We start from the raw sequence: 22,428 nt of genomic DNA, 5'->3' as shown, positions 1-22,428 counted from the left end.
TCCCTCTTTTGCGGTGACGCTGCGTCACCTTATGCAACTATGAGGCGGGTAATCGGGACAGACATCCCGCAAAATTGTGGCGCCGGACTTTCAGAGGATTGCTGTCGCTTTCATACAACACCAAGAAATGCAAAACACCCGACCAATTGGCCGGGTGTTTGCGTGACAGATTGCCATTTGCAGAAAGGTTATTCTTCTGCGGCCTCTTCTTTGGCCAGTTCCTGACCAGTGGCCTGATCGACCATTTTCATCGCCAGACGGACTTTGCCGCGGTCGTCGAAGCCCAGCAGTTTGACCCAGACTTCCTGACCTTCTTTCAGCACATCCGACGGATGGTTCAGGCGCTTGTTCTCGATCTGGGACACATGGACCAGACCGTCACGCTTGCCAAAGAAGTTCACGAAGGCGCCGAAATCGACCAGTTTGACCACGGTGCCTTTGTAGACCTTGCCTTCTTCGGGTTCGGCCACGATCGAATAGATCATGTCATAGGCGCGCTTGATCGCCTCGGCATCGTTCGAGGCCAGCTTGATGACGCCGTCATCGTTGATATCGACCTTGGCACCCGATGTTTCCACGATCTCGCGGATGACCTTGCCGCCGGACCCGATGACTTCACGGATCTTGTCGACAGGGATCTGCATGGTTTCGATCTTGGGCGCGTGGATGCTGAATTCCTGCGCGCCGGTCAGCGCCTTGGACATTTCCCCAAGGATATGCAGACGACCTGCCTTGGCCTGTTCCAGTGCTTTTTTCATGATCTCGGGCGTGATGCCTGCGATCTTGATATCCATCTGGAGCGAGGTGATCCCGTTTTCGGTGCCTGCAACCTTGAAGTCCATGTCGCCAAGGTGGTCTTCGTCACCCAAGATATCGGACAGCACGGCGTAGGACCCGTCGTCTTCCATCACCAGACCCATCGCCACACCGGCAACAGGGGCTTTCAGCGGCACGCCTGCGTCCATCATGGACAAAGAGCCACCACAAACCGACGCCATCGAGGACGAGCCGTTGGATTCAGTGATCTCGGACACGATGCGGATCGTGTACGGGAAATCGGTCGGCGCAGGCAGAACCGCCTGCAAGGCACGCCAAGCCAGCTTGCCATGGCCGATTTCGCGGCGACCGGGGGAACCGACGCGCCCGACTTCACCCACCGAATATGGGGGGAAGTTGTAGTGCAGCATGAAGTTGGTTTTGTACATGCCGGTCAGCGAGTCGATCATCTGTTCGTCATCGCCGGTGCCCAGCGTGGTCACGACCAGACCTTGCGTTTCACCGCGTGTGAACAGTGCCGACCCGTGGGTCCGTGGCAGGATACCGGTTTCCGACACGATCGGGCGGATCTGGTCCAGCGCGCGGCCGTCGATGCGGCGGCCATGCTTGACCACGTCACCGCGCAGCACGGCGGATTCCAGTTTCTTGAGCGCGGGGCCAAGGTTGCTGTCGGCCTGCTGGTCTTCGGTCAGGGCGGCGACGATATCGGCCTTGGCGGCGGACACGGCGCTGGTGCGTTCCTGCTTGTCGGTGATCGCATAGGCGGCGCGCATCTTGTCCTCGCCTGCGGATTTCACGGCGGCGTAAAGCTCCGAATAATCCTCTGGCTGGAAATCGAACGGTTCCTTGGCGCAATCTTCGGCCAGATCGATGATCAGGTCGATGACAGGCTGGATCTGCTCATGCGCGAAAGTCACAGCACCCAGCATTTCCTCTTCGGTCAACTCGTAGGCTTCGGATTCGACCATCATCACGGCGTCTTTGGTGCCGGCGACAACCAGATCAAGCCGCTGTTCGGGCTTGGTGCGCAGGTTGTGCATGTCGTCGATTTCGGGGTTCAGGATGTATTCGCCATCCACAAAACCCACACGGCATGCACCGATTGGCCCCATGAAGGGCGCGCCCGAGATCGTCAGCGCAGCAGAAGCCGCGATCATCGCGATCATATCGGGGTCGTTGACACCGTCAAAGCTCAGCACGGTACACATCACCAGCACTTCGTTCTTGAAGCCGGGGACGAACAGCGGGCGGATCGGGCGGTCGATCAGGCGGGATGTCAGCGTCTCTTTTTCGGTGGGACGCGCTTCGCGCTTGAAAAAGCCGCCTGGCACTTTGCCGGCGGCATAATATTTCTCTTGGTAATGCACGGTCAGCGGAAAGAAGTCCTGCCCCGGCTTTTGTGCTTTTGCGAACGTCACGTTCGCCATCACGCTGGTTTCGCCCAGCGTGGCAATGACCGACCCGTCAGCCTGACGGGCGACCTTGCCGGTTTCGAGTGTGAGCGTCTCTTCGCCCCACTGCATCGATTTTTTCACTTCGTTAAACATCATCATGTCCTAGTCGGGCCGCAGCCCATTTTGCGTAGGGGGCGTATTCCCCCTCATCCCTGTATCTTCTTTGTATCGGCGCTGGGATGCGGGCGCCGGGCTTCTCAAAGATAGGTGGGCCTTAGCGGATATTGGCCTCTTTGGAAAGAGGCCCTAGGGTAAGGGGTGTTGTCGCGCAAAAGAGGTCACGCATGTTCAAAAAGCTGATAACGGGCATTGCGGGCCTGATGCTGGTTCTGGTGGCCATCACCGGATGCCAGCATGTGCGCAATTCCGGCACTGACGTGGTGCCGCCTGCGCCTGCGCAGGCGCTGCGGCTGGCGACCTACAACGTGCATTACATCATCTTGGGGCAGCAAACCGGCCCGTGGTCTGTGGGCGATTGGCAACGGCGCAAGGGGCCGCTTGATCTCGCGTTCAAGGCGGTGGATGCCGATGTCATGGCGTTTCAGGAAATGGAAAGTTTTGGCGGCGGGTCCGAAAGCGACGTGAACCTGACGCTGGACTGGCTTTTGGCCAACAACCCCGGCTATGCCGCCGCCGCCGTCGGTCCGGTGGACCAGTTCCCCTCGACCCAGCCGATCCTGTACCGCACCGACCGTTTGCAACTACTGGATCAGGGCTGGTTCTTCTTCTCGGACACGCCGGATGTGATCTATGCTCGGACCTTCAACGGGTCATTTCCGGCCTTTGCATCGTGGGCGGAGTTTCGCGATAGTGCCACCGGCACCCCGTTTCGCGTCGTGAACCTGCACACCGATTTCGCGAGCCTGTCGAACCGCGAACAATCCATCGCGCTGGTCGCGAAACGGATCAAACCGTCGATCGATGCGGGCGAGGCCGTTTTTGTGACGGGGGATTTCAACGCGCGGCTGGGGTCGCCCATCCTCGGGCTGCTGGAGGAGGTCGGCATCGTCTTCGCGCCCGTGCAGGGGGCGACGTTCCACTTCAATCAGGGTCTCAACCTTTTTGGGGCGATTGACCATATCGGCTATACCGGTGGCCCGCAGCTTGTCGGCGGGCCGTTCGTGCTGCGTGAAAAGTTCGACGGCGAATGGCCGACCGATCACTACCCTGTGGCGGCGGATTTCACGTTCTGATCCGGGAAATCAGGCATTTGCCGAAAGACCTTGCGGACCAGCGCTGGATCAGTCGAGGAAAGGCACATCAGCAGGCAACGTATTGTAGTCGTTGGTCACATCAGCAGCTTCGAGCGTGCGCCAGACATCCTGCGCAAACTCCGGGAAACGATCAACAGGGATAGGGAAGTCCTTTGGAAGAGGGCTCATGAAAAGCAGGTTTGTATAAATCTCGTTGTAGCCAACGTGGATTTTGCAAATTCCGCGAAGTTGGTGTGGGTAAATTACCATTTCGGTGCAATCAAACATGTGAGACGGCAGCGTAATCGATCCCTTATCTGGGTCGGGAAGATAAACATACATCGGACGACCGATCATACCGTCAGGACCAATTAATCGATACACCCCATAATTGGCTGAACCGATCCGTTCTTCACCTGTAAGTCGGTAAGAATCGGATATTCGCGCAACGCGCCTTTCCCAACTAACCAAACTGTTAACGATGAGTCCTGACATCACCTTCACACTCGACAGCCCCTCGACGCGTTCGGGGTTGTAGAAGAATCGCATAACTCTTCGCTCGGGAGTGGAACTCAGCGGAGCACGTTGACAAACACGAAAGAGATACGGACCAACCTGTGTGACGGCACCGTCTGGTTGATAAGTTTCAAGCCCTGGCGTGTATGGTAATTCCTCAGTGCACCAATCCGCAGCCGGATCATGTGCGGGAGCGGCGGCGTAAGGGTCTGCTACCGCCTGCTGCGCAAACAGCACCAGCATCGCCGTGGCAAATACATTCCCCATTGCACGCATGAGGCGCAGCCCTCCCGATCTCATCAACCAATGGATAGCGCCCAGCAGACGGCAAACCAATAAAAAACGCCCACCGGATGGCGGGCGTTTCTGCTGTCAGAGGCGTTGGCGCGGATTACCGGCGCAGGCCCAGACGTTCGATCAGGCTCTGGTAGCGGGCTTCGTCCTTGGACTTGGTGTAGTCCAGAAGCTTGCGGCGCAGGGCGACCATTTTCAGCAGGCCACGGCGACCGTGGTTGTCTTTCTTGTGGGTCTTGAAGTGTTCCGTCAGCGTCGCGATGCGGCTGGACAGGATCGCAACTTGCACTTCGGGCGAACCGGTGTCGCCTTCTTTGGTTGCGAATTCTTTCATGATCCGTGTTTTTTCTTCGGCAGTAATCGACATCGGGGTCTCCTTGTCTAAAGGGTGAATGGCGCAGGCCGGGATGTCGTCCAGCTAGGCCCGTGGAGGTGCCGCCCGGACAGAATCCGCGCGGATGGCTGCGCATAAGGGGATTTGGCGCAAAAGAAAAGGGTTTTATACGCGCAGGAAGGTGACCGCCGCCAGATCGGGCTCGGCGAAATTGGTCAGTTTGGCGATCAGTGCGCCATCGGCCAGCAACAGCGTGCCATCCTCGGATCGTTCAGTCGTCAGGACAGGCGGTTCGCCGGTATGTTCGATTTCGATGATATCCTCGGCGGGGTCGTAATCCTCGATCGTGACATACATGCCCGGGCGCAGGTTGAAGGTGTCGGCACCTGTGCCACCGTGCAGCACATCGCCCGGCCCGCCGGACAGGTAATCATCGCCTGCCCCCCCATTGAGATAATCGCGGTCCAGATCATCGCGGTCGATCAGCCTGTCGTTGCCCGCCCCGCCGAAGAGCGTATCCGCCCCCGCCCCGCCGACCAGCAGATCGTCGCCCAAGCCACCCATCAGCACATCGTCGCCGTCACCGCCGAAAAGCTGGTCGTTGCCGTCACCGCCCACCAGCAGGTCGTTGCCCGCGCCGCCATGCAGCACATCGTCTCCGGTATGACCGTAGAGTTCGTCGTTCCCGTCGCCGCCATACAGGATATCGTCGCCACGGCCCCCGTGCAGCACGTCATTGCCTGCACCGCCGTAGAGGGTGTCGTTCCCGTCGCCGCCGTCCAGATAGTCGTTTCCGGCACCGGTGCGGATATGGTCGTCGCCGTCACCGGCAAAGATCACCATGTCACTTTCGCTGAGGTCGATCATCGCGTCGATTGGCATCATCGCGCTGTCAGGAGCGTCTGCGTCATGGTCGGTCGCGGTGGGCTGGTCATCGGAATCGGAATCGAACCCGCCGAACAGCATCGCGGTCAGCGCGACACCCAGAACCCCCATCATAACCAGCATCGCCACACCCCGGCATCAATCGCGTCTTACCCGACCACCGAACGTGTCTATCACAGCCCCTTGCCGAAATGTTCCGGATTCCGCTGCTTTGGTTAATCCGCACCGAAGAACGGCAGGAAACTGTCGATCACGGCCTGCGGGTTTTCCTCCATCGCGAAATGGCCCGATGTGCAGGACGCATCGGTCATCCGGTCCACCCACGGGCGCCAGAGCGCTGCGGGATCGCCCGTCTGCGCCGGAAACCCGCCTTTGGCCCACAGGAAATGCAAAGGGGCGCTGATCGTGCGCCCTGCCGCCTTGTCGGCCTCGTCCAGCGCGCGGTCGAATGTCGCGCCCGCGCGGTAATCGGCGCACATGGCGTGCAGATGTGCGGGGTCGGCGGCCTGCGCGCGATAGCTGGCAAGGGCTTCGTCGCTAAAGACGACGAGCGATTTGTCCATGGTCCATGCGGTCAGCGTCCAATCGATGTATCCCGCAGGATCGGCCCCGATCATCCGTTCAGGCAAGGGCGCGGGCTGCGCCAGATAGGTCCAGTGATAGGCTTTCATCGCCAGATCAGCCGACCAACTGGCCCAGAAATCGCCTGTTGGCACGATCTCGATAATGCCCAGCCGGATGATCCGATCGGGATGGTCCAGCGCAAAGCGGTAAGCGACCCGCCCGCCACGGTCATGGCCCAGCACATGCGCGCGGTCGATCCCGAGCGCGTCCATCAATGCGGCGATATCGGCAGCCATCATACGTTTGGAATAGGTCGTGTGGCCTTCGTCATCGGCAGGCGCATCGCTGTCGCCATAGCCGCGCAGGTCGGGGATGATGACGTCGAACTGCGCGGCCAAGGCGGGCGCGACCTTTTCCCAGCAATGGTGGTTCTGCGGATAGCCGTGCAGCAGGATCAGCGGCGTGCCTTGGCCCGCGCGATGCACCGACAGCGTGACATCGCCGCAGGCAATGCGAGACGGAGTGAAACCTTGGATCATGGGACGCTCCATCGCCTTGGGTGCTGGTCATAGCTGACGTAGAGAGGGTGGCGCGGATGCCCGTCCTTGGTCAAGCCAAGCGTCAGCAATGGCCTGCCGGTTTGCCGCAACAATTTCGCCACCTGCACGCCGCGCCCCAGATGCGCGCCGTGCGTGCCCCAGGCGGCGATGATCTGGTCGGCCCAATCTGCCGCGGCGCGCAAGCTGGCATCATTGGCGGGGCCGATGGGGTCAGCCGCACGGCGCAAGGCGCGCGGATCGGTGTCGCGCCATGCAAAGATATTGGTCACCCGAAACGCCCCGAAGCCCAAGGCGCGGGCGCGGCGTTCGCAGCGTTCGACCGTAGGGTCATTGTGCAGTTCCGTCGCCTTGGACGGGTTCAGCATCACGAATACCAGACGCGGGGCGCTGTCGTTCCAGATGCGTGTCAGCTCATAGCGGTAGCATTCGCAGTCCGAGTATGTCGCAGAGGATGCGGCATGGTCGGAGATATGCTGGCGGTGGATCATGCGGGCGTCAGGTCACATCACCCTATGCCACGAACACGCGCGTCGGGTGCAATTCGCCGCCACGATAGCTGCCGATGGCGATAGCCTTACCGTCATGGCTGGCCCAGACTTCCTCGCCATACTCCACGCCGCTGGCGATCACCGTTGCCGGATTGCCGTTGCGCAGCCGTGCGACGCTTTCTGCAGGGCAGCGGACCTCGGGCAGATCGGCCAGCCCGACCTCCAGCGGCAACAGCCGCGCGTCCAGTTCCGGCGTGCGCGCGATGGCGTCCAGCTGGTCCAGCGTGATCCCGTCGGTCGCCTGAAACGGCCCCGACCAGATCCGGCGCAAGGACCGCACATGCGCCTTGCAGCCCAGCACATCGCCCAGATCGCGGGCGATTGACCGGACATAGCCACCCTTGCCGCAGGTCATTTCCAACACGGCATGATCGGCGTCGGGACGGTCGGCCAGCAGCAGTTCCTCGACCCACAAAGGGCGGGCGGCTAGGTCCATCGCCTCGCCTTCGCGGGCTTTGGCATAGGCGCGTTCGCCGTCGACCTTGACGGCGGAAAACTGCGGCGGGACCTGCATGATATCGCCGATGAAGCCCGCCAGCGCCGCCTTAATCGCGGCATCGTCGGGGCGCAAGTCGCTGGTCGCGATCACTTCGCCCTCGGCGTCATCGGTGTTGGTGGCCTGCCCGAAGCGGATGGTGAATTCATAGGCCTTCAGCGCGTCGGTGATGTAGGGCACGGTTTTTGTCGCCTCGCCCAAGGCGATCGCCAGCACGCCTGTCGCCTCGGGGTCGAGCGTACCGGCATGACCGGCCTTGTTCGCGTCAAAGGCCCATCGCACGCGGTTGACCACCGTGGTCGAGGTGATGCCCGCCGGTTTGTCCACCACCAGCCAGCCTGAAATATCGCGTCCCTTGCGTCTGCGCGCCATGATCTTGCCCTTTATCCGTTGGCGGCTTGCTATGCGCGCGCACCCCGCTGGTCAAGGCGCGGCGGTTCGCGCTATGTCGGGGTGACGCCACAACCGGACCGATCCTATGCAATCTGACCCTTCCCCGCATCCTTTGCTGATTATCGGCTGGCAGGAACGGATCAGCCTGCCCGAGCTTGGGCTGATCGATTTCGCGGTCAAGGTGGACACCGGCGCCAAGACCACGGCGCTGCATGCTGAAGAAATCGAGACCTTTCACAAAGAGGGCGAGAAATGGGTCCGGTTCCGCTGCCCCGATATCCCCGGCAGTCCGGCGCGCATCTGCGAATTTGCCGTCTTCACAAAGCGTGATATCACCAATACGAGCGGCCAGCCGGAGACGCGGATCGTCATCCGCACACCCATGATTCTGGCCGGACGCAAGTGGAAGATCGACATATCCCTGACCGACAGGGGCAGCATGCAGTTTCCGCTGATCCTTGGGCGGCGGGCCTTGCGTCATAAAAACATCGCCGTTCACGCCCGACATACCTATCTTGTCAGTCCTCTGCCGCAACCTGAAAGCGCCGCAAAATGAAAATCGCCATGCTCGCCCGCAATCCAGAGCTTTACACCCACCGCCGTCTGAAAGAAGCGGCCGAGGCGCGGGGGCACCAGCTCGACATCATCAACACGTTGCGCTGCTACATGAACATCGCGTCGCGCCGGCCCGAGGTGTATTACAACGGCGAAAAGCTGGTGGGCTATGACGCGGTCATTCCCCGCATCGGCGCATCGGTCACGTTCTACGGCATGGCCGTGCTGCGCCAGTTCGAGATGCAGGGCGTGTTTCCCCTGAACGAAAGCGTCGGCATCGGCCGGTCGCGCGACAAGCTGCGGTCCATGCAACTGCTGGCGCGCGACGGGATCGGGCTGCCAGTCACGACCTTTGCCCATGATCCGCGCCAGACCGACGAGGTGCTGAAACTCGCAGGCGGTGCGCCGGTGGTCATCAAGCTGCTGGAAGGCACCCAAGGCATCGGCGTCGTTCTGGCCGATACCGACCGGTCCGCGAAATCCGTGGTCGAGGCGTTTCGCGGCGCGGGCGTCAACATCCTGTTGCAGGAATTCATCAAGGAAGCGGGCGGCACCGACATCCGCGCCATCGTGGTCGGTGGCAAGGTCGTCGCCGCCATGAAACGCACCGGTGCCGAAGGCGAATTCCGCTCCAACCTGCACCGTGGCGGGTCGGCGCAGGTCATCAAGCTGTCGCCCGAGGAACGGTCCACCGCGACCCGGTCGGCCAAGGCGATGGGGCTGAACGTCTGCGGAGTCGACATGCTGCGGTCCAACCACGGGCCTGTCGTGATGGAGGTGAACTCATCCCCCGGCCTTGAAGGCGTGGAAAAGGCGACGGGGCTGGATATCGCCACCAAGATCATCGAGTATATCGAAAAGAACGCCAAACCCAACGCGACCAAGACCAAAGGCAAGGGATGACGAAACGCGCGGCCTACCTGATTGCAGGCGAACACATCGCGGCAGGCACGCGCAAGACAGTCAATATTCCGGTCAGCACCCTGTCGGATTACACGCCCGTCACCCTGTCCGCCCATGTGATCCACGGGCGCAAGGACGGGCCGACCGTCTTCGTCAGCGCGGGCATCCACGGCGACGAGGTGATCGGGGTCGAGATCGTGCGCCGCCTTTTGCGCACCGGCACGCTGAAAAACGTGGCGGGTACGCTGATCGTGGTGCCGATCGTCAACACTTTCGGCTTTCTGAATCATTCGCGCTATCTGCCCGACCGGCGCGATCTGAACCGGTGTTTTCCGGGCTCGCCCCATGGATCGCTCGGGTCGCGGCTTGCGCATATCTTCATGACCGAGATCGTGGAACGCTGCAGCCTTGGCATCGACCTGCATTCCGCCGCGATCCACCGCACGAACCTGCCGCAGGTGCGGGTGTCGGGCAATAATGCCGAAACCCTGCGCCTTGCCCGCGTGTTCGGCGCGCCGGTGATCCTGACCAGCGCCCTGCGCGACGGCAGCCTGCGGCTGGAGGCCAAGCGCAAAGGCGTCAATATCCTGCTCTATGAGGCGGGCGAGGGGATGCGGTTCGACGAAATGTCCGTGCGCGCTGGGCTGGCGGGCATTCTACGGGTGCTGAAAGATGTGGGCCTGCTGCCCAAGGCGGGGATCGCCGCACCCAAGGCGCAGCCTTTGGTCTGTTCCGACAGCCACTGGGTGCGCGCGCCTGCGGGCGGGTTGTTGCGGATGTTCAAGGCCGAAGGCGATGTGGTGGCTGTGGGCGATCTGGTCGCCGCGATCTCCGACCCCTTCGGCGGTGGCGAGGTCGAGGTGCGCACGCCCTATGGTGGCATCATCGTCGGCCGCGCGGTCATGCCCATCGTGCACGAAGGCGACGCGCTGCTGCACGTTGCCGCCGTAAAATCCGCCGGTCAGGCCGAGGCCGCGCTAGGCGACCTCACCGCGCAACTGGAAGAAGCGCCGCTGTTTGATGAGGACGAGATTATTTGACGGGCCGGCAGAACTCGCCGCACGCTTCGTTCAATTATCGCGCGTCATCAGGAGGCCTACGCTGTTGAAGGGAACACTGGGCGAGTCAACGATGAGCGTGTCGGATATGCCCAAGAAACCACGTGCATCGGTCCCGCTGAAGAAACCTGCGAAGTCTTCGCTTATGGTCAGTTGTTGCCCATTGCGCTGGAACAAAACTCCGCTGACTGAACCAACATAGAAGTTGTCGGCAGGGGCGCGCTGATTGAACTGGTAGGCCAACGATCCATCGATCCGCTGTCCCTGAACATTTTGAATGACGTCAATCTCTCCAATCAAAGCTGTTTGTGGGTTGTCTAGTTCAAAGAAGTTGTTGGCGGTGCCGGTGATGGCTTGAGTGTCAAAGTTTACTCTCATCGTCGATGAGCCAAGTGCAGCAAGCGTTATCACGTCATCGGCTTCGGTGGATGCCACGCCAGAAATCACCGCTGCGATACCTGTGTAATTGAATGATCCCGTGACAGGAAGTTGACTAAAGTGGGCGGGGATTGGTTCTCGGTCTTCCCCTTCCGTAAAGTCAAATGTTCGCTGCGCCACCGCAGCGCGGCTTTTCAACTGATCCAGCGTCACGCTGCCGTCCACATTCTCGCTGGAGTTCGATCCGCCGCAAGCGGACAGGACAAGGGTTGCGCCGAGGGCGCCGACAAGGCCAAGTTTCATGGGATTTCAGTTCCTTAAGGTTCAACGGTGTCCGTTAAGGAATAATCGCAAAAGTGCCTTGAGTTGCATGAAAAAGACGACGCAACGCCTTTGCGTGTGCCTGATTGTGACCCATTTGCCGCATTAGCCGCCGTTGCCGTCCAGCACCTCCAGAAAGGCATCACCGAACCGTTCGGCGTGGCGGTCACCGATCAACCGCGTCAGGCTGGTGATGTCGGCGTTGCGCAATTGCGCGACCTTCGCCAGCATCGACGCCGAACAGGTCATCGGCTTGTCCGCACCATGCGGGCCACGGATCAGCGCGCTTTGCGCGGCGAGCAGGCGGTCGTAGATCAGCCCTTCGTCGCGGCCAGCCAGCTTGCGGCGGCTGGGATGCAAGTTTTCTGCCTCTCCCGCGATCACCTCCAGAAACGCGCGCCCGTAGCTTTCAAGTTTTTTCGCACCGACCCCGCCGATCTGGGCCATGTCGTCCAGCGTCGCTGGGCGTTTTTCGGCCATGTCGATCAGGGTCTTATCGTTGAAGATGATATAGGCGGGCACACCGGCTTGTTCTGCCAGAAACCGGCGTTTCGCTTTCAGCGCCGACAGCAGCGGCGCATCGTCTTCGCTGACCAGGGTATGCACCTTTGGCCCCGCGCCTTTGGCGGCGGTGATCGTGTCGCGGCGCAGCATGATTTGCGCCTCGCCGCGCAGGATCGGGCGGGCGTGGTCGGTCATGCGCAGCGCACCATGCCTGTCGCGGTCGGGGCGCAGCAGGTCATGGCCCATCATCTGCCGGAAGATCGCCTGCCACTGGCGGCGGTCGTAGTCTTTCCCCACGCCATAGGTCGGCAGGCTGTCATGGCCGCGCGCCTTGATCTTGTCGGTGGGCTGGCCCAGCAGAATGTCGATCAGATGGCCCGCGCCGAAATACTCCTCTGTCCGCAAGGCCGCTGACAGGGCCATGCGCACGGGTGTCGTGGCATCGAACACCTCGGCGGGTTTGTCGCACAGGTCACAATGGCCGCAGGGTTCACTGGTTTCGCCGAAATAGGACAACAGCGTCTGGCGGCGGCAATGCAGTGCCTCTGCCAGACCCAGAAGCGCGTTCAGGCGACCATGATCGGCAGCGCGGCGGTCGGCGGGTGCCAGCCCCTCGTCGATCTGCTGGCGGCGATAGCGGATGTCGTCGGGGCCAAAGAGCGTGAGCGTTTCCGCAGGCGCTCCGTCGCGCCCCGCGCGGCCGATTTCCTGATAATAGCTTTCAATCGACTTGGGCAGATCGGCATGCGCGACCCAACGGATATCGGGTTTGTCGATGCCCATGCCAAAGGCGACGGTCGCACAGACGATCAAGCCGTCCTCTTGCTGGAACCGGCGTTCGACGATGCGGCGGTCCTCGGCCTCCATCCCGCCGTGGTAATGGCAGGCCAGATGCCCCGCCTCGCGCAGGGCCTGCGCCAAGGTTTCGGTCTTGGCGCGGGTGCCGGTATAGACGATGCTTGACTGCCCTTTGCGCGCGGCGGCAAAGGCCAGAATTTGCTGGCGGGGGTTCGCCTTGGCGGCAAAGGCGAGGTGGATGTTAGGCCGGTCGAAGCCGTGCAGGAATGTCGCGGGCTGCTGGCCTGCGAACAGTTTCTGCACGATTTCCGCCTGCGTTTCGGCATCCGCCGTGGCGGTAAAGGCTGCGAGCGGGACATCCAGTGCCTCGCGCAAGTCACCGATGCGCAGGTAATCGGGGCGGAAATCATGGCCCCACTGGCTGACGCAATGGGCCTCGTCCACGGCGATCAGGCTGACTCCGGCGCGGTGCAGCATCTGCACGGTGCCACCGGCCGACAGGCGTTCGGGGGCCATGTAGAGCAGTTTCAGCGTGCCTGCTTCCAGCGCGGACCACACCGCCTCGGTCTCTTCCTCGGTATTGCCCGATGTCAGCGCACCGGCCGCCACACCCGCCTGCTGCAAGCCGCGCACCTGATCGCGCATCAGGGCGATCAGCGGGGAAATCACCACCGTCACACCCTGCCGCATCAGCGCGGGCAGCTGGAAACAAAGGGATTTGCCGCCGCCCGTGGGCATGATCGCCAGCGTGTTGCGCCCTGCGGCGACAGCCTCGACGATGTCCTGCTGGCCGGGCCGGAAGGCGTCAAAGCCAAAGACATCGCGTAAAAGCGTGGCAGCGGGCATGAAGGGGGACCTGTCTGTGGTTTTTCTTGATTGCTGGCGACAATCCCATAACCGGAATCGGTGAACAACCCGTGCAGGTGCGAAAAAGCAAAAGGCCGCCTCTGTAAACAGAGACGGCCAAGCGCGACAGGGAGATGTCGGAACCTGTGTTAGCGGTCGATGCGGTAGGTTTCGGTGGCAACGATTTCGCCATCGATCTTCAGAACAGCAACCACGTCACTGCGAACGGGTGCGCCTGTGTTGACGCGGACGTCTGTGTTGGCACCGGCACGCACGGTCTGGGTCCCCAGCAGGACGGACTTGTCACCATCTGTGCGGCTGTAGATCTCGATCACGCCGTCACCTGCTGCGCGGACAATCCCCAGCTCGAGGTTGCTGGTGGCGTCCTGTGCGCGGGGCAGTTCGAAGTAGCTGTTTGCCGATGCGACGGACGCTGTGGATGCGAGGGCGACCGCGGCGATTGCGAATGCTTTAATGGACATAATACTCTTTCCTTTTCAGTTGGTTGGCGGCGGGATGCCGCGCCGGGTTGTGTTGGAGCAGAGCCTGTTGTTGCGCTGCTGTGAGACCAAGATTGGCTGAAAGTCGGTCCAAGAAAAGAGCGGGAGAGATCACGAAAACGGTGACAAATGTGATCGGTTCATGTGCTTGACACCACGAAAATCTGCGCATGTGGGTTGTTGTGTGCAATGGCGCACCGTTCTGTCCTGTGCACTGTGCGTCCCGGCAAAGACGGTGCCCCTCGCGGTATCGCGGTCGATCACAAGTTTCAGAGCAACCCGAATGCGTGATCTGCGATTATTTCTGCCACCTCGCGCGCCTGTTACCGATTGCGCTAACATTTCGGGGTCTGCCGACCGCTTCCGACTCGTTGTCAATGACCGCCACACCGCTTAACCCTGTGGGCGAAGGAGCATCCACATGGGCGAAATCATTCTGGTCCGGCACGGGCAGGCCAATTCCAGCGCGCGCGACGAAGATGGTTACGACCGTTTGTCGGACCTTGGCCATCAGCAGGCCGCGTGGCTGGGTGATTACATGCGCGACCGCGAACGGCCTTTTGACAAGGTGATCAGCGGTAGCCTACGCCGTCACCGCGAAACGGCGGCGGGGCTGGGGTATTCTAACGCCGTCATCGACCCGCGCCTGAACGAGATGGACTATTTCAACCTTGGCCGCGCCTTGCAGGATGTACATGGCGTGCCGTTTCCCGGACCTGACGAATTCGCCGCCCATGTGCCGCAGGTCATGCAAGCCTGGCACCGCGCTGAGATTATGGGGGTGGAAACCTTCGCTTCCTTTGAATCCCGCGTTACGGGTGTGCTGCAAGAGGCCGCACAGCCCGGTGTCCGCGTGCTGTGCGTGACCTCTGGCGGCGTGATCGGGATGATCATCCGCCACCTTCTTGACCTTGATCCGACGCGGATGGCGCATATCCTGCTGCCGATCCTGAATTCGTCGGTCCACCGCATCCATGTGATACCGCAGGGGCCGATTTTGGCCAGTTTCAACGCCGTGCCGCATCTGGATACGGCGGACCGACTTCATGCGTTGACCCATTTCTGAAAGGCCCCTTAGATGAGCATCCACCTTTGGGTCCGGTCCGAAAGCCGCCCGCATGAAGAACGCACCGGCCTGACGCCGCAAGGGGCCGCGCGCCTGATCGCCGCAGGCTTTCGCGTCACGGTCGAGGAGAGCCGCCAGCGGATTATCCCCATCGCCGATTATGCCGCCGCAGGCTGTGCCATAGCACCGGAATTCGGTTGGCCGGATGCGCCTGCCGATGCGGTGATCTTCGGCCTCAAGGAACTGCCCGATGACGGCACGCCGCTGCGGCATCGCCACATTATGTTCGGCCATGCCTACAAAGGGCAACCGGCAGGACAAGTCTTGCTGGACAGGTTCCGCGCGGGCGGGGGCACTTTGCTGGACCTCGAATATCTGACGGATGATGACGGGCGGCGCGTTGCGGCCTTCGGCTATTGGGCGGGCTATGCGGGGGCGGCTGTGGCGCTGCTGTGCTGGATGGCGCAGCAACGCGGGCAGATCGCGGGGCCGGTGCGCGCCTATCCGTCAGCGGCGCATCTGCTGGGTGATTTGCAGGAAGGTCTGGTTGCGTTAGGCACCGCGCGCCCGACAGCGCTGATCATCGGGGCGCTGGGCCGAGTGGGGACGGGGGCGGCTGATCTGTGTCAGGCAATGGGGGTGCCGGTCACGAAATGGGACATGGCGGAAACCGCGCAGGGCGGGCCATTCCCTGAAGTGCTGGCGCATGACATATTCCTCAACTGCATCCTTGCGCGCCCCGGCACGCCGGTCTTTGTGCCTGCCAGTGCCAAGGTCGCCGCGCGCCGCCTGTCCGTCATCGGTGATATCGCCTGCGATCCCGACAGCGATTTTTCACCGATCAAGGTCTATGACCGTACGACAACATGGGACGCCCCGGCCTTGCGCGTGCATGACAGCCCTGTTCTGGACGTCACCGCCATCGACAACCTGCCCAGCATGATGCCCGCTGAAAGCAGCGAGGATTTCGCCGAACAGCTGCTGCCACATCTGGCGACGCTGGACCGGATGGACAAGGGCGTCTGGGCAGGCGCGCAGGTGTGGTTCGACCGCGCGATGGATCAGACGGGACGGTAAAGGTCGTCCTCGACCTCGCTGCTGTCGATGCCCAAAGCCTCCAGCCCGCTTTCCAGATGGTCCGCCAGATGCGGCGATCCTTTCAGATAGGTCGCTGTGGGTGTCGTGGCTTCGGCCATCGCAGTGCGCACGGCCTCTGCAAGCTCTTCGGGTTCGAACGTACCGCGCCCGATCCAGAACAGGGCGACAAGGCCTGCTTGTTCGTCTTCGTTCAACCGGTCGACAAACCCGTCGAATTCGTTCTCCGCGCGGTCAAGTTCACGCGCAAGAATGATGACCTCGGCCACCTTGTCTGCTGATATGGGTAACATTTGCGGCCCTCCCTTGGTGCGACCCTGCGCGATGATACCATAGGCGGCCTTGATCTGGCGCAACAGATGCGCCGGTCACTTTGCGCCGAATAGCCGGTAATACATCCAGTCGGGCATAAACTGCGATCCGCGGAACACCCAGGAAAACAGCAAGGGAAAGCTTTTCTTGAACGTGTCGGTGTTCATATGTTCGAACACCTCTTTCGCGGCATCCTGGGGCGACATGATGAAGGGCATGTTGAAATCGTTTTTTTCGGTCAGGCGCGTCTTGATGAAACCAGGGTTGATCAACTGCACATGCACGCCGGTCGTGCGCAAGTCAGCCTGCATCGACTCCGCCAGCGCCATCATGCCCGCCTTGGACGAACAATAGCCGATGGCACCGGGCAGACCGCGGAAACCGGACAGCGACCCCACCAGCACGATATGTCCCGCATCACGCGTGACCATGTCCTTGATGACCGATCCCACGACGCGCGACGCGCCAAGGAAATTGACCTCGCCCATCATGTCGGCTTTTTCGTTGTCCCAGTCCTGCGCCTTCATCGGCCAGTAGACGCCAGCAAGATAGACGACACCGTCGATCTGTCCGACCTCGGCGGCGGCAGCCTCGACAGATGCGCGGTCCGCCACGTCAACCGTCACGTAAGACGCCTTGCCCGGCAAATCCTCGACCAGATCTTTCAGGCGGTCCTCGGTCCGGGCAGAGACGACGACCTCTGCCCCTGCACGGCTGAGGCTGAAGGCGACTTCACGCCCCAACCCTTCACTGGCACCCACGATCCAGTAGCGTTTTCCTTGCCATTCGGTCACGTCATTCTCCCGCGTAGGCCTGATCTCGCGGTCGCATTGTGGCGACAAGCTCGGCAACCTTGATCCCGAACTTCCGGAACTGGCTGCGATTCATGATCGACCCGTTTGATGTCAGATACATCCAGTCTGTAACATCAAGCGCGTGACCACCAGCCTCCTTGGCCAGTTTTATGCGGTAATTCAGCACAACGGCAGAACCTTGCTGCTTTCCGGTGCCCGCACCGACGACATCGGGGGCTTCGGCCTTGATCGTGCCGTCATTTGACAGGGTCAGCGTCCAGCAGCGATCCTGCTTCAATCCGCTGTCATAGTGGAATTTTTCGACCATCGTGCCGACATTGCCGTTCCACGTTGCGTGGAAATCAGCGACGAACCGTGATGAAACCTTGCCGGTCGGGCCAAAGATCACGCCTTCGCACACGATGGGGCCATTGAACCTCTCGCGGATGTCGAACATCGGGCCGTCAGTGTAATCGTCCGATTTCTGCGCGAGGAACGACGCATAGCGGGTCTTGGCATAGACGGCCGCCGCCATCAGGGCCGCGCCGAACATCATGTAGGTCACAAACGACATCGTTCATTCCTCGAGCTTTGTGGCGACCAGCAAACCGATCGCCAACAGTTTCAAAAGCGACGGCACCAATGCGTAAAGCACCGTCAGGGTCGTCAATGCCGCCTCCGGCAAATCGGTCGCGCCGGCGACAAAACCGGATCTTTCCAGCAACGGCAGCAGCGCGACTGCCGCAAAGGCCAGCGTGAACTTGTTGACCAGCGACCAAAGGCCAAACCCCTGCCCGCCGGTCGGCGAAATCGCGGCCATGCGTTTTGCGAACATCGCGGGCATCAAGGTCAGGTCTGCCCCGATCGTTGCTCCACTTAATACGCAGATGATCGCAAACGGGATCACATCGCCGGTGGATAAAGTCAGCGTATAGCCGAACGACGCAATGGCGAGCGTCATGGCGCAGAGCAGAACCCGTTTTTCCCCGAACCTGCGGGCGAGCGCCGACCATGCGGGTGACGAAAGCGCCGCCGCCAGAAAGAACAGCACCAGCAGCGCACCTTCCCAGCCGGGCGCGCCCAGCCTGCTTTCTACGTAGAATAGGAATAGCGTCGATGACACCGCCAGCGGCGTGGCATTGACCAGCGCAAGGATCAGCAAGCGCCGCGCGATGGGGTCGGCTACGATATCGCGGATATGGGACGGTTCCTGCGCCACACGGCCTTTCCATTCCGGCCACATGAAGAATGCGGCAACCAGCGTGACGACGGCAAAGCCTAAGGCGAATACCGCAAACGGGTCGGCCACCACACCGATCAGCACCGTGGGGATGACAGCGGCAATACAGACCCCCAGCAAGGCCCCGCTTTCGCGCCATGCCGCCAGCCTGACATGGCCACCGTCGGCCGTGCCTGCCTTGCTGATCCCTTGGGCGTAGAAATTGATGGTCAGGAAACTGAACGCCGTGAACAGCCCCGTGATCGTCAGGCCGAACCACCAGATCGGTGCAATGGGCGGGGCCACGGCGAACAGCCCGATCATCGACAGCGCCAGCGCAAAGGCGGTCAGCGTGATCGCGAGCTTCTTGAACCGCGAAAGCCGTTCACTGATCCAGCCCAGAACGGGGTCCTGCACCACGTCGAACAGGCGCAGCCCGAACAGCACGGCACCCAATGCTGTCAGGCTGACGCCATAGGTGTCAGCATAATATTTGGGTGCGTAGATATAGATCGGCAGACCGGCCCCCGACAGGACCGCCGCAAAGAGGCTGAAAGCCGGGAGCCTGTCGGTCAGGGCTTTCACCGGCTGACCTCGTCCTGCGGCGGGGCGGGTTGTGACCGGAATGTGGCGCCTTTCCACCAAAGCTTGACCGCTTGCCAGTGGATCAGCGCCAGCACACGCCGCGACCCGAACGGGCGACGCAGCACGGCGCGCAGGATACTGCCATTGCTGATCGGACGGCGCGCGCCCGTCAGCGTAGCGATCAACCCGCCATTGCCGCGGGTATAGTCGATCCAGATGCCGACGCTGTCCGGCTGGACATCAAAGCGGAACACATAACCGCCCTCTACCGGTTGGAAAGGGGACACATGCATCACCTTTTGCGCGGCCAAGGTTTCCGCCTTGGTGATCGCGCGCCCGTCGTCATGGCGGCACAGATAGGAATGGCGGTCGCCAAAAGTATTGCTGACCTCGGCAATGATCGTGGTCAGCGTTTCATCGTCATAGCACAGCCAGAACGACACCGGATTGAACACATGGCCCAGCACGCGCGGTTGCGCGAGCAGCATGATCCGGTCGGGTTGCGGAACCGCATGGGCGGTCAACACATCGCGGACCCATGCCGCACCGCGCCCCTGCTTGGGCGGCCCGCCATGGTCACTGTCTTGCAGCGACATCAGGTTGCCGCGATTGCGCGCGAACAGCGCGGGTGCGTCGGGCGCGGTTTCCGCATCCAGCAGCACATAGTCGATGGAATAGCGGAACGCGTTTTTGGTCGCACCCCGCCGCCCGTGATAGGTTTCCCCGGCGATATGGTCGACCCGCGCGGTCACTCTGCCGCCATCGCCATGCGGTCGGGCGCGGTCATCTTGCCCACCACATCAAGCGCGCTCGACAACCCGTCCTCGTGGAAACCGTTTTTCATCCATGCGCCGCAGAACCATGTCCGGTTCGTGCCGTTCATCGCGGCGGCGGTTTTCTGGGCGGCCAAGGCGGCCAGATCATAGACCGGATGGTGCAGCGTCACCTCGTCCCAGATCAGATCCTCGCGGATCGGGCGGCGGCTGTTCAGCGTGACCATCAGCGTGTCGGCCTTCAGCCAAGGCTGGAGCGAGTTCATCCAATAGGTCAGGTCGATTTCGCCACCCTGCTGATCGGTCGCCTCGGTATAGATCCACGACGACCAGACCTGTTTGCGCTTGGGCATGATGGATGTGTCCGAATGCAGCACGATGCTGTTGGGCTGATACCGCACGGCACCCAGCGTGTCGCGTTCGACCTGCGAGGCATCCGACAGCATGGCCAGCGTCTGGTCGGAATGGCTGGCGAAAACCACTTCGTCAAACCGTTCCCAGTCACCGCCTTTGGCTTTGACCTCGACCCAGCCGGCCATGCGGCGGACCGCATCGACAGGCGCGCCCAGCCGCAGATCGACATCGCGGCGCGCCATATCGGCGGCAAGGCGGGTGACATAGGCCTGCGACCCACCGTCAACCGTGTACCATTGATGCTGGCCCGTCGCGCCCAGCAGCGCGTGGTTGTCGAAAAAGGTCATCATCGCATGGGCAGGGAAATCGAGGATCTTTTCCTTGGGCGTGGACCAGATCGCGCCCGAAAACGGCAGCAGGTAATGGTCGCGGAAATAATCCGACAGGCGCAGTTTTTTCAGCAGCCCGCCGATGGTCAGGCTCTGGTCCTGACTGGCCGCAAGCCCGTGTTTGTTGAAATGCAGAATGTCGCGGACCATGCGCAGGAAACGCGGGTTGGCGGCATTCTTGCGCTGGGCAAACAGCGCATCCAGACTGGCGAGGCCATATTCCAGCCTGCCCCCGCCGAAAGACGCGCCAAAGCTCATGTTGCTTTTCACGACAGGCACGTCGAGATGGTCGAACAGGGCCGTCAGATGCGGATAGTTGGCATAGTTGAACACGATGAAACCAGTGTCGACCTGCTGATCGCCATTTCGGCCCGCCATCCGTGTACGGGCATGGCCACCCAGCCGGTTCTCAGCCTCGAACAGCACAACCCGATGATCCTTGGCCAGAGCATGCGCCGCACCCATCCCTGAAATGCCCGCACCAATCACCGCAATCTTCAAGGGCGCGGTTGTCCCTGTCTCTACCAGCATACTGACTCCGTCACCCCGGTCGTTTCTTGTCTTTTCACTACGTAGCGCGGTTTGGGACGGATCACGCAAAATACTTTGTGACCCGCTGATCCAAGCGCCGGATCGCGGCGTAATAAACACATGTTGAACGAGATGCACGCCCCTGCGAAAGCTGATGCAGTCACCGTGATGCCCGTCTATAAAAGGACAGGCAACGCGGATATTCGCGCCAAGGGGGCAAATCGGGTGATGGCAGAGGCAACGACCAAACGCATGGCGTGGGTGACACAGGTCGCCGCCGTGCGCGACGCCAAGGACAAGGCGGCTTTTGCCGAATTGTTCGCCTATTTTGCACCGCGTGTGAAATCGTTTCTCATGAAATCGGGGGCCAGCCCGGATCTGGCCGAAGAATGCGCGCAAGAAGTGATGGTGACCCTGTGGAACAAGGCCCATCTGTTCGACCCGACAAAAGCGAGTGTGTCCACATGGATCTTCACCATCGCCCGGAATCGCCGGATCGACCTTTTGCGCAAACAAAAACGGCCCGAGCCCGAGGATTTGCCCTGGGGACCAGAGGCGGAACCCGAACAGGCCGATGCGATGGGTCTGCAACAGGAAACGGAACAACTGGGGCAGGCGCTTGCCGCCTTGCCCGCGGAACAAAGGAAACTGATCGAACGCGCCTATTTCGGCGAGTTGAGCCATAGCGAGATTGCCGCCGAAACCGGCCTCCCGCTCGGGACGATCAAATCGAGGATACGGCTGGCGCTGGAACGCCTGCGCCACACAATGAAGTGATATGCAGATGAAAAAGATCAAACACCACCTGACCGATGCCCTGTTGATGGGCTATGCCGCCGGCACATTGCCAGAGGCGTTCAATCTGGTGGTCGCCACCCACATCTCCATGTGCGACACTTGCCGCGCAGCCCTTGCCGAATTCGAGGCAGTTGGCGGCGAGGTGATGCTGGACGCCGCCCCCGTCGATATGGCCGAGGATGCGCTGGCGGCTGCAATGGCGCGGATCATGGATGCGCCGCGCACGGAACAGCCCAAGGCTGCGCCTGCGGGCGGTGTGTTTCCCGCGCCCTTGCGTGACTACGTCAAAGGTGATTTGGACCGCGTGAAATGGCGCAAGATCGGTGGCGGCGTCAGTCAGATGGTGCTGAAAACCGAAGGCGGTGCCAGCGTGCGCCTGCTGCGGATTCCGGCTGGTACGGCGGTGCCGGATCACGGGCACCGTGGCACGGAACTGACGCTGGTGCTGCAAGGCGCTTTTGTGGACGAGACGGACCGTTTCGGCGCGGGCGATATCGAGGTCGCGAACGAGGATCTGAACCATACGCCAGTGGCCGAACAGGGTGCGGATTGCATCTGTCTGGCCGCGACTGATGCGCCTTTGCGGTTCAACGGCTTGCTGCCGCGCATTGCGCAACGGTTCATCGGGATTTGAC

At 61.4% G+C, this 22,428-nt stretch carries 24 protein-coding genes; 8 read left to right on the top strand and 16 right to left on the bottom strand.

What is annotated here, in order from left to right; genetic code table 11:
- Positions 1-188: 188 nt before the first annotated feature.
- Positions 189-2,324, bottom strand: a complete 2,136-nt coding sequence (gene pnp / locus VCK47_RS09390) for a polyribonucleotide nucleotidyltransferase (RefSeq protein WP_322890832.1) — start codon at positions 2,322-2,324, stop codon at positions 189-191.
- A 191-nt stretch (positions 2,325-2,515) separates the two neighbouring features.
- On the opposite strand from pnp, the gene VCK47_RS09385 reads away from it, so the two are divergent.
- Positions 2,516-3,424: an endonuclease/exonuclease/phosphatase family protein gene (locus VCK47_RS09385; protein ID WP_322890831.1), complete on the top strand. Its 909-nt coding sequence runs from the start codon at positions 2,516-2,518 to the stop codon at positions 3,422-3,424.
- 48 nt (positions 3,425-3,472) lie between these two features.
- Here VCK47_RS09385 and VCK47_RS09380 read toward each other — a convergent pair whose 3' ends face one another.
- From VCK47_RS09380 to truB, 6 genes are all read right to left on the bottom strand, one after another.
- Entirely contained in the window at positions 3,473-4,216 is a 744-nt protein-coding gene (locus VCK47_RS09380; RefSeq protein WP_322890830.1) for a hypothetical protein, read from the bottom strand.
- Between the two features lie 115 nt (positions 4,217-4,331).
- Positions 4,332-4,601, bottom strand: a complete 270-nt coding sequence (gene rpsO, locus VCK47_RS09375; protein WP_019955803.1) for a 30S ribosomal protein S15 — start codon at positions 4,599-4,601, stop codon at positions 4,332-4,334.
- A gap of 132 nt (positions 4,602-4,733) precedes the next feature.
- Positions 4,734-5,576 carry a calcium-binding protein gene (locus VCK47_RS09370; protein ID WP_322890829.1) on the bottom strand — a complete coding sequence of 281 codons (843 nt, stop codon included), beginning with the start codon at positions 5,574-5,576 and terminating at the stop codon, positions 4,734-4,736.
- 92 nt (positions 5,577-5,668) lie between these two features.
- Positions 5,669-6,556: an alpha/beta hydrolase gene (locus tag VCK47_RS09365; protein WP_322890828.1), complete on the bottom strand. Its 888-nt coding sequence runs from the start codon at positions 6,554-6,556 to the stop codon at positions 5,669-5,671.
- Positions 6,553-7,065, bottom strand: coding sequence for a DUF1643 domain-containing protein (locus VCK47_RS09360; RefSeq protein WP_322890827.1), 513 nt, complete (start codon positions 7,063-7,065; stop codon positions 6,553-6,555). The genes VCK47_RS09365 and VCK47_RS09360 overlap by 4 nt, the downstream gene beginning before the upstream one ends.
- A gap of 22 nt (positions 7,066-7,087) precedes the next feature.
- Entirely contained in the window at positions 7,088-7,993 is a 906-nt protein-coding gene (gene truB, locus VCK47_RS09355; protein WP_322890826.1) for a tRNA pseudouridine(55) synthase TruB, read from the bottom strand.
- Between the two features lie 106 nt (positions 7,994-8,099).
- Here truB and VCK47_RS09350 point away from each other — a divergent pair, with 106 nt between their 5' ends.
- Genes VCK47_RS09350 through VCK47_RS09340 form a run of 3 tightly spaced genes read left to right on the top strand, consistent with a single transcriptional unit; the run spans position 8,100 to position 10,512 of the window.
- Positions 8,100-8,570, top strand: coding sequence for an ATP-dependent zinc protease (locus VCK47_RS09350; RefSeq protein ID WP_322890825.1), 471 nt, complete (start codon positions 8,100-8,102; stop codon positions 8,568-8,570).
- Positions 8,567-9,472 carry a 30S ribosomal protein S6--L-glutamate ligase gene (rimK, locus tag VCK47_RS09345; protein WP_322890824.1) on the top strand — a complete coding sequence of 302 codons (906 nt, stop codon included), beginning with the start codon at positions 8,567-8,569 and terminating at the stop codon, positions 9,470-9,472. The genes VCK47_RS09350 and rimK overlap by 4 nt, the downstream gene beginning before the upstream one ends.
- Positions 9,469-10,512 (top strand): succinylglutamate desuccinylase/aspartoacylase family protein, encoded by a 1,044-nt coding sequence (locus tag VCK47_RS09340; RefSeq protein ID WP_322890823.1) that lies wholly within the window; start codon positions 9,469-9,471, stop codon positions 10,510-10,512. Before rimK ends, VCK47_RS09340 begins: the two co-directional genes overlap by 4 nt.
- Positions 10,513-10,542: 30 nt before the next feature.
- Here VCK47_RS09340 and VCK47_RS09335 read toward each other — a convergent pair whose 3' ends face one another.
- From VCK47_RS09335 to VCK47_RS09325, 3 genes are all read right to left on the bottom strand, one after another.
- Positions 10,543-11,211 (bottom strand): hypothetical protein, encoded by a 669-nt coding sequence (locus tag VCK47_RS09335; RefSeq protein ID WP_322890822.1) that lies wholly within the window; start codon positions 11,209-11,211, stop codon positions 10,543-10,545.
- Between the two features lie 123 nt (positions 11,212-11,334).
- The gene (gene recQ / locus VCK47_RS09330; RefSeq protein WP_322890821.1) at positions 11,335-13,377 is read right to left on the bottom strand and encodes a DNA helicase RecQ; all 2,043 of its coding nucleotides are present in this window, start codon (positions 13,375-13,377) and stop codon (positions 11,335-11,337) included.
- 149 nt (positions 13,378-13,526) lie between these two features.
- Positions 13,527-13,859 carry a hypothetical protein gene (locus tag VCK47_RS09325; RefSeq protein WP_322890820.1) on the bottom strand — a complete coding sequence of 111 codons (333 nt, stop codon included), beginning with the start codon at positions 13,857-13,859 and terminating at the stop codon, positions 13,527-13,529.
- 439 nt (positions 13,860-14,298) lie between these two features.
- Here VCK47_RS09325 and VCK47_RS09320 point away from each other — a divergent pair, with 439 nt between their 5' ends.
- On the top strand, positions 14,299-14,943 hold the full coding sequence (locus VCK47_RS09320; protein ID WP_322890819.1) for a histidine phosphatase family protein: 645 nt from the start codon (positions 14,299-14,301) through the stop codon (positions 14,941-14,943).
- Positions 14,944-14,955: 12 nt separating this feature from the next.
- A complete protein-coding gene (locus tag VCK47_RS09315; RefSeq protein WP_322890818.1) occupies positions 14,956-16,020 on the top strand; it encodes a saccharopine dehydrogenase in 1,065 nt (354 codons plus the stop codon).
- On the opposite strand, the gene VCK47_RS09310 is transcribed toward VCK47_RS09315, so the two are convergent.
- From VCK47_RS09310 to VCK47_RS09285, 6 genes are all read right to left on the bottom strand, one after another.
- Positions 16,005-16,331, bottom strand: a complete 327-nt coding sequence (locus VCK47_RS09310) for a DUF3775 domain-containing protein (protein ID WP_322890817.1) — start codon at positions 16,329-16,331, stop codon at positions 16,005-16,007. The genes VCK47_RS09315 and VCK47_RS09310 overlap by 16 nt on opposite strands.
- A gap of 75 nt (positions 16,332-16,406) precedes the next feature.
- Positions 16,407-17,144 (bottom strand): SDR family NAD(P)-dependent oxidoreductase, encoded by a 738-nt coding sequence (locus VCK47_RS09305; protein ID WP_322890816.1) that lies wholly within the window; start codon positions 17,142-17,144, stop codon positions 16,407-16,409.
- A 1-nt stretch (position 17,145) separates the two neighbouring features.
- Positions 17,146-17,718, bottom strand: coding sequence for a DUF3833 family protein (locus tag VCK47_RS09300; protein WP_322890815.1), 573 nt, complete (start codon positions 17,716-17,718; stop codon positions 17,146-17,148).
- 3 nt (positions 17,719-17,721) lie between these two features.
- Positions 17,722-18,948, bottom strand: coding sequence for an MFS transporter (locus VCK47_RS09295; RefSeq protein ID WP_322890814.1), 1,227 nt, complete (start codon positions 18,946-18,948; stop codon positions 17,722-17,724).
- Positions 18,945-19,700: a DUF1365 domain-containing protein gene (locus tag VCK47_RS09290; RefSeq protein ID WP_322890813.1), complete on the bottom strand. Its 756-nt coding sequence runs from the start codon at positions 19,698-19,700 to the stop codon at positions 18,945-18,947. The genes VCK47_RS09295 and VCK47_RS09290 overlap by 4 nt, the downstream gene beginning before the upstream one ends.
- Positions 19,697-20,995, bottom strand: a complete 1,299-nt coding sequence (locus VCK47_RS09285) for an NAD(P)/FAD-dependent oxidoreductase (protein WP_322890812.1) — start codon at positions 20,993-20,995, stop codon at positions 19,697-19,699. Before VCK47_RS09285 ends, VCK47_RS09290 begins: the two co-directional genes overlap by 4 nt.
- Before the next feature lie 252 nt (positions 20,996-21,247).
- On the opposite strand from VCK47_RS09285, the gene VCK47_RS09280 reads away from it, so the two are divergent.
- Together VCK47_RS09280 and VCK47_RS09275 are read left to right on the top strand one after the other, a co-directional pair.
- Positions 21,248-21,772, top strand: a complete 525-nt coding sequence (locus VCK47_RS09280) for a sigma-70 family RNA polymerase sigma factor (protein ID WP_416236672.1) — start codon at positions 21,248-21,250, stop codon at positions 21,770-21,772.
- A 7-nt stretch (positions 21,773-21,779) separates the two neighbouring features.
- Positions 21,780-22,427 (top strand): ChrR family anti-sigma-E factor, encoded by a 648-nt coding sequence (locus VCK47_RS09275; protein ID WP_322890811.1) that lies wholly within the window; start codon positions 21,780-21,782, stop codon positions 22,425-22,427.
- The last annotated feature ends 1 nt before the right edge of the window (position 22,428 follow it).

This window comes from Yoonia sp. 72, from assembly GCF_034652275.1.
Classification (GTDB): Bacteria; Pseudomonadota; Alphaproteobacteria; order Rhodobacterales; family Rhodobacteraceae; genus Yoonia.
The sequence above is the reverse complement of the archived record's forward strand: the minus strand, read 5'-3'. Positions and strand labels throughout refer to the sequence as shown.

What these genes read in the sequence shown, in the direction of transcription:
- VCK47_RS09370 (WP_322890829.1), bottom strand. Translation starts at nt 5,576, where the DNA reads ATGCTGGTTATGATGGGGGTTCTGGGTGTCGCGCTGACCGCGATGCTG.
- pnp (WP_322890832.1), bottom strand. Translation starts at nt 2,324, where the DNA reads ATGTTTAACGAAGTGAAAAAATCGATGCAGTGGGGCGAAGAGACGCTC.
- rimK (WP_322890824.1), top strand. Translation starts at nt 8,567, where the DNA reads ATGAAAATCGCCATGCTCGCCCGCAATCCAGAGCTTTACACCCACCGC.
- recQ (WP_322890821.1), bottom strand. Translation starts at nt 13,377, where the DNA reads ATGCCCGCTGCCACGCTTTTACGCGATGTCTTTGGCTTTGACGCCTTC.
- VCK47_RS09380 (WP_322890830.1), bottom strand. Translation starts at nt 4,216, where the DNA reads ATGCGTGCAATGGGGAATGTATTTGCCACGGCGATGCTGGTGCTGTTT.
- VCK47_RS09315 (WP_322890818.1), top strand. Translation starts at nt 14,956, where the DNA reads ATGAGCATCCACCTTTGGGTCCGGTCCGAAAGCCGCCCGCATGAAGAA.
- VCK47_RS09325 (WP_322890820.1), bottom strand. Translation starts at nt 13,859, where the DNA reads ATGTCCATTAAAGCATTCGCAATCGCCGCGGTCGCCCTCGCATCCACA.
- VCK47_RS09275 (WP_322890811.1), top strand. Translation starts at nt 21,780, where the DNA reads ATGAAAAAGATCAAACACCACCTGACCGATGCCCTGTTGATGGGCTAT.
- truB (WP_322890826.1), bottom strand. Translation starts at nt 7,993, where the DNA reads ATGGCGCGCAGACGCAAGGGACGCGATATTTCAGGCTGGCTGGTGGTG.
- VCK47_RS09285 (WP_322890812.1), bottom strand. Translation starts at nt 20,995, where the DNA reads ATGCTGGTAGAGACAGGGACAACCGCGCCCTTGAAGATTGCGGTGATT.
- rpsO (WP_019955803.1), bottom strand. Translation starts at nt 4,601, where the DNA reads ATGTCGATTACTGCCGAAGAAAAAACACGGATCATGAAAGAATTCGCA.
- VCK47_RS09320 (WP_322890819.1), top strand. Translation starts at nt 14,299, where the DNA reads ATGGGCGAAATCATTCTGGTCCGGCACGGGCAGGCCAATTCCAGCGCG.
- VCK47_RS09300 (WP_322890815.1), bottom strand. Translation starts at nt 17,718, where the DNA reads ATGTCGTTTGTGACCTACATGATGTTCGGCGCGGCCCTGATGGCGGCG.
- VCK47_RS09360 (WP_322890827.1), bottom strand. Translation starts at nt 7,065, where the DNA reads ATGATCCACCGCCAGCATATCTCCGACCATGCCGCATCCTCTGCGACA.
- VCK47_RS09310 (WP_322890817.1), bottom strand. Translation starts at nt 16,331, where the DNA reads ATGTTACCCATATCAGCAGACAAGGTGGCCGAGGTCATCATTCTTGCG.
- VCK47_RS09365 (WP_322890828.1), bottom strand. Translation starts at nt 6,556, where the DNA reads ATGATCCAAGGTTTCACTCCGTCTCGCATTGCCTGCGGCGATGTCACG.
- VCK47_RS09335 (WP_322890822.1), bottom strand. Translation starts at nt 11,211, where the DNA reads ATGAAACTTGGCCTTGTCGGCGCCCTCGGCGCAACCCTTGTCCTGTCC.
- VCK47_RS09385 (WP_322890831.1), top strand. Translation starts at nt 2,516, where the DNA reads ATGTTCAAAAAGCTGATAACGGGCATTGCGGGCCTGATGCTGGTTCTG.
- VCK47_RS09350 (WP_322890825.1), top strand. Translation starts at nt 8,100, where the DNA reads ATGCAATCTGACCCTTCCCCGCATCCTTTGCTGATTATCGGCTGGCAG.
- VCK47_RS09280 (WP_416236672.1), top strand. Translation starts at nt 21,248, where the DNA reads ATGGCGTGGGTGACACAGGTCGCCGCCGTGCGCGACGCCAAGGACAAG.
- VCK47_RS09340 (WP_322890823.1), top strand. Translation starts at nt 9,469, where the DNA reads ATGACGAAACGCGCGGCCTACCTGATTGCAGGCGAACACATCGCGGCA.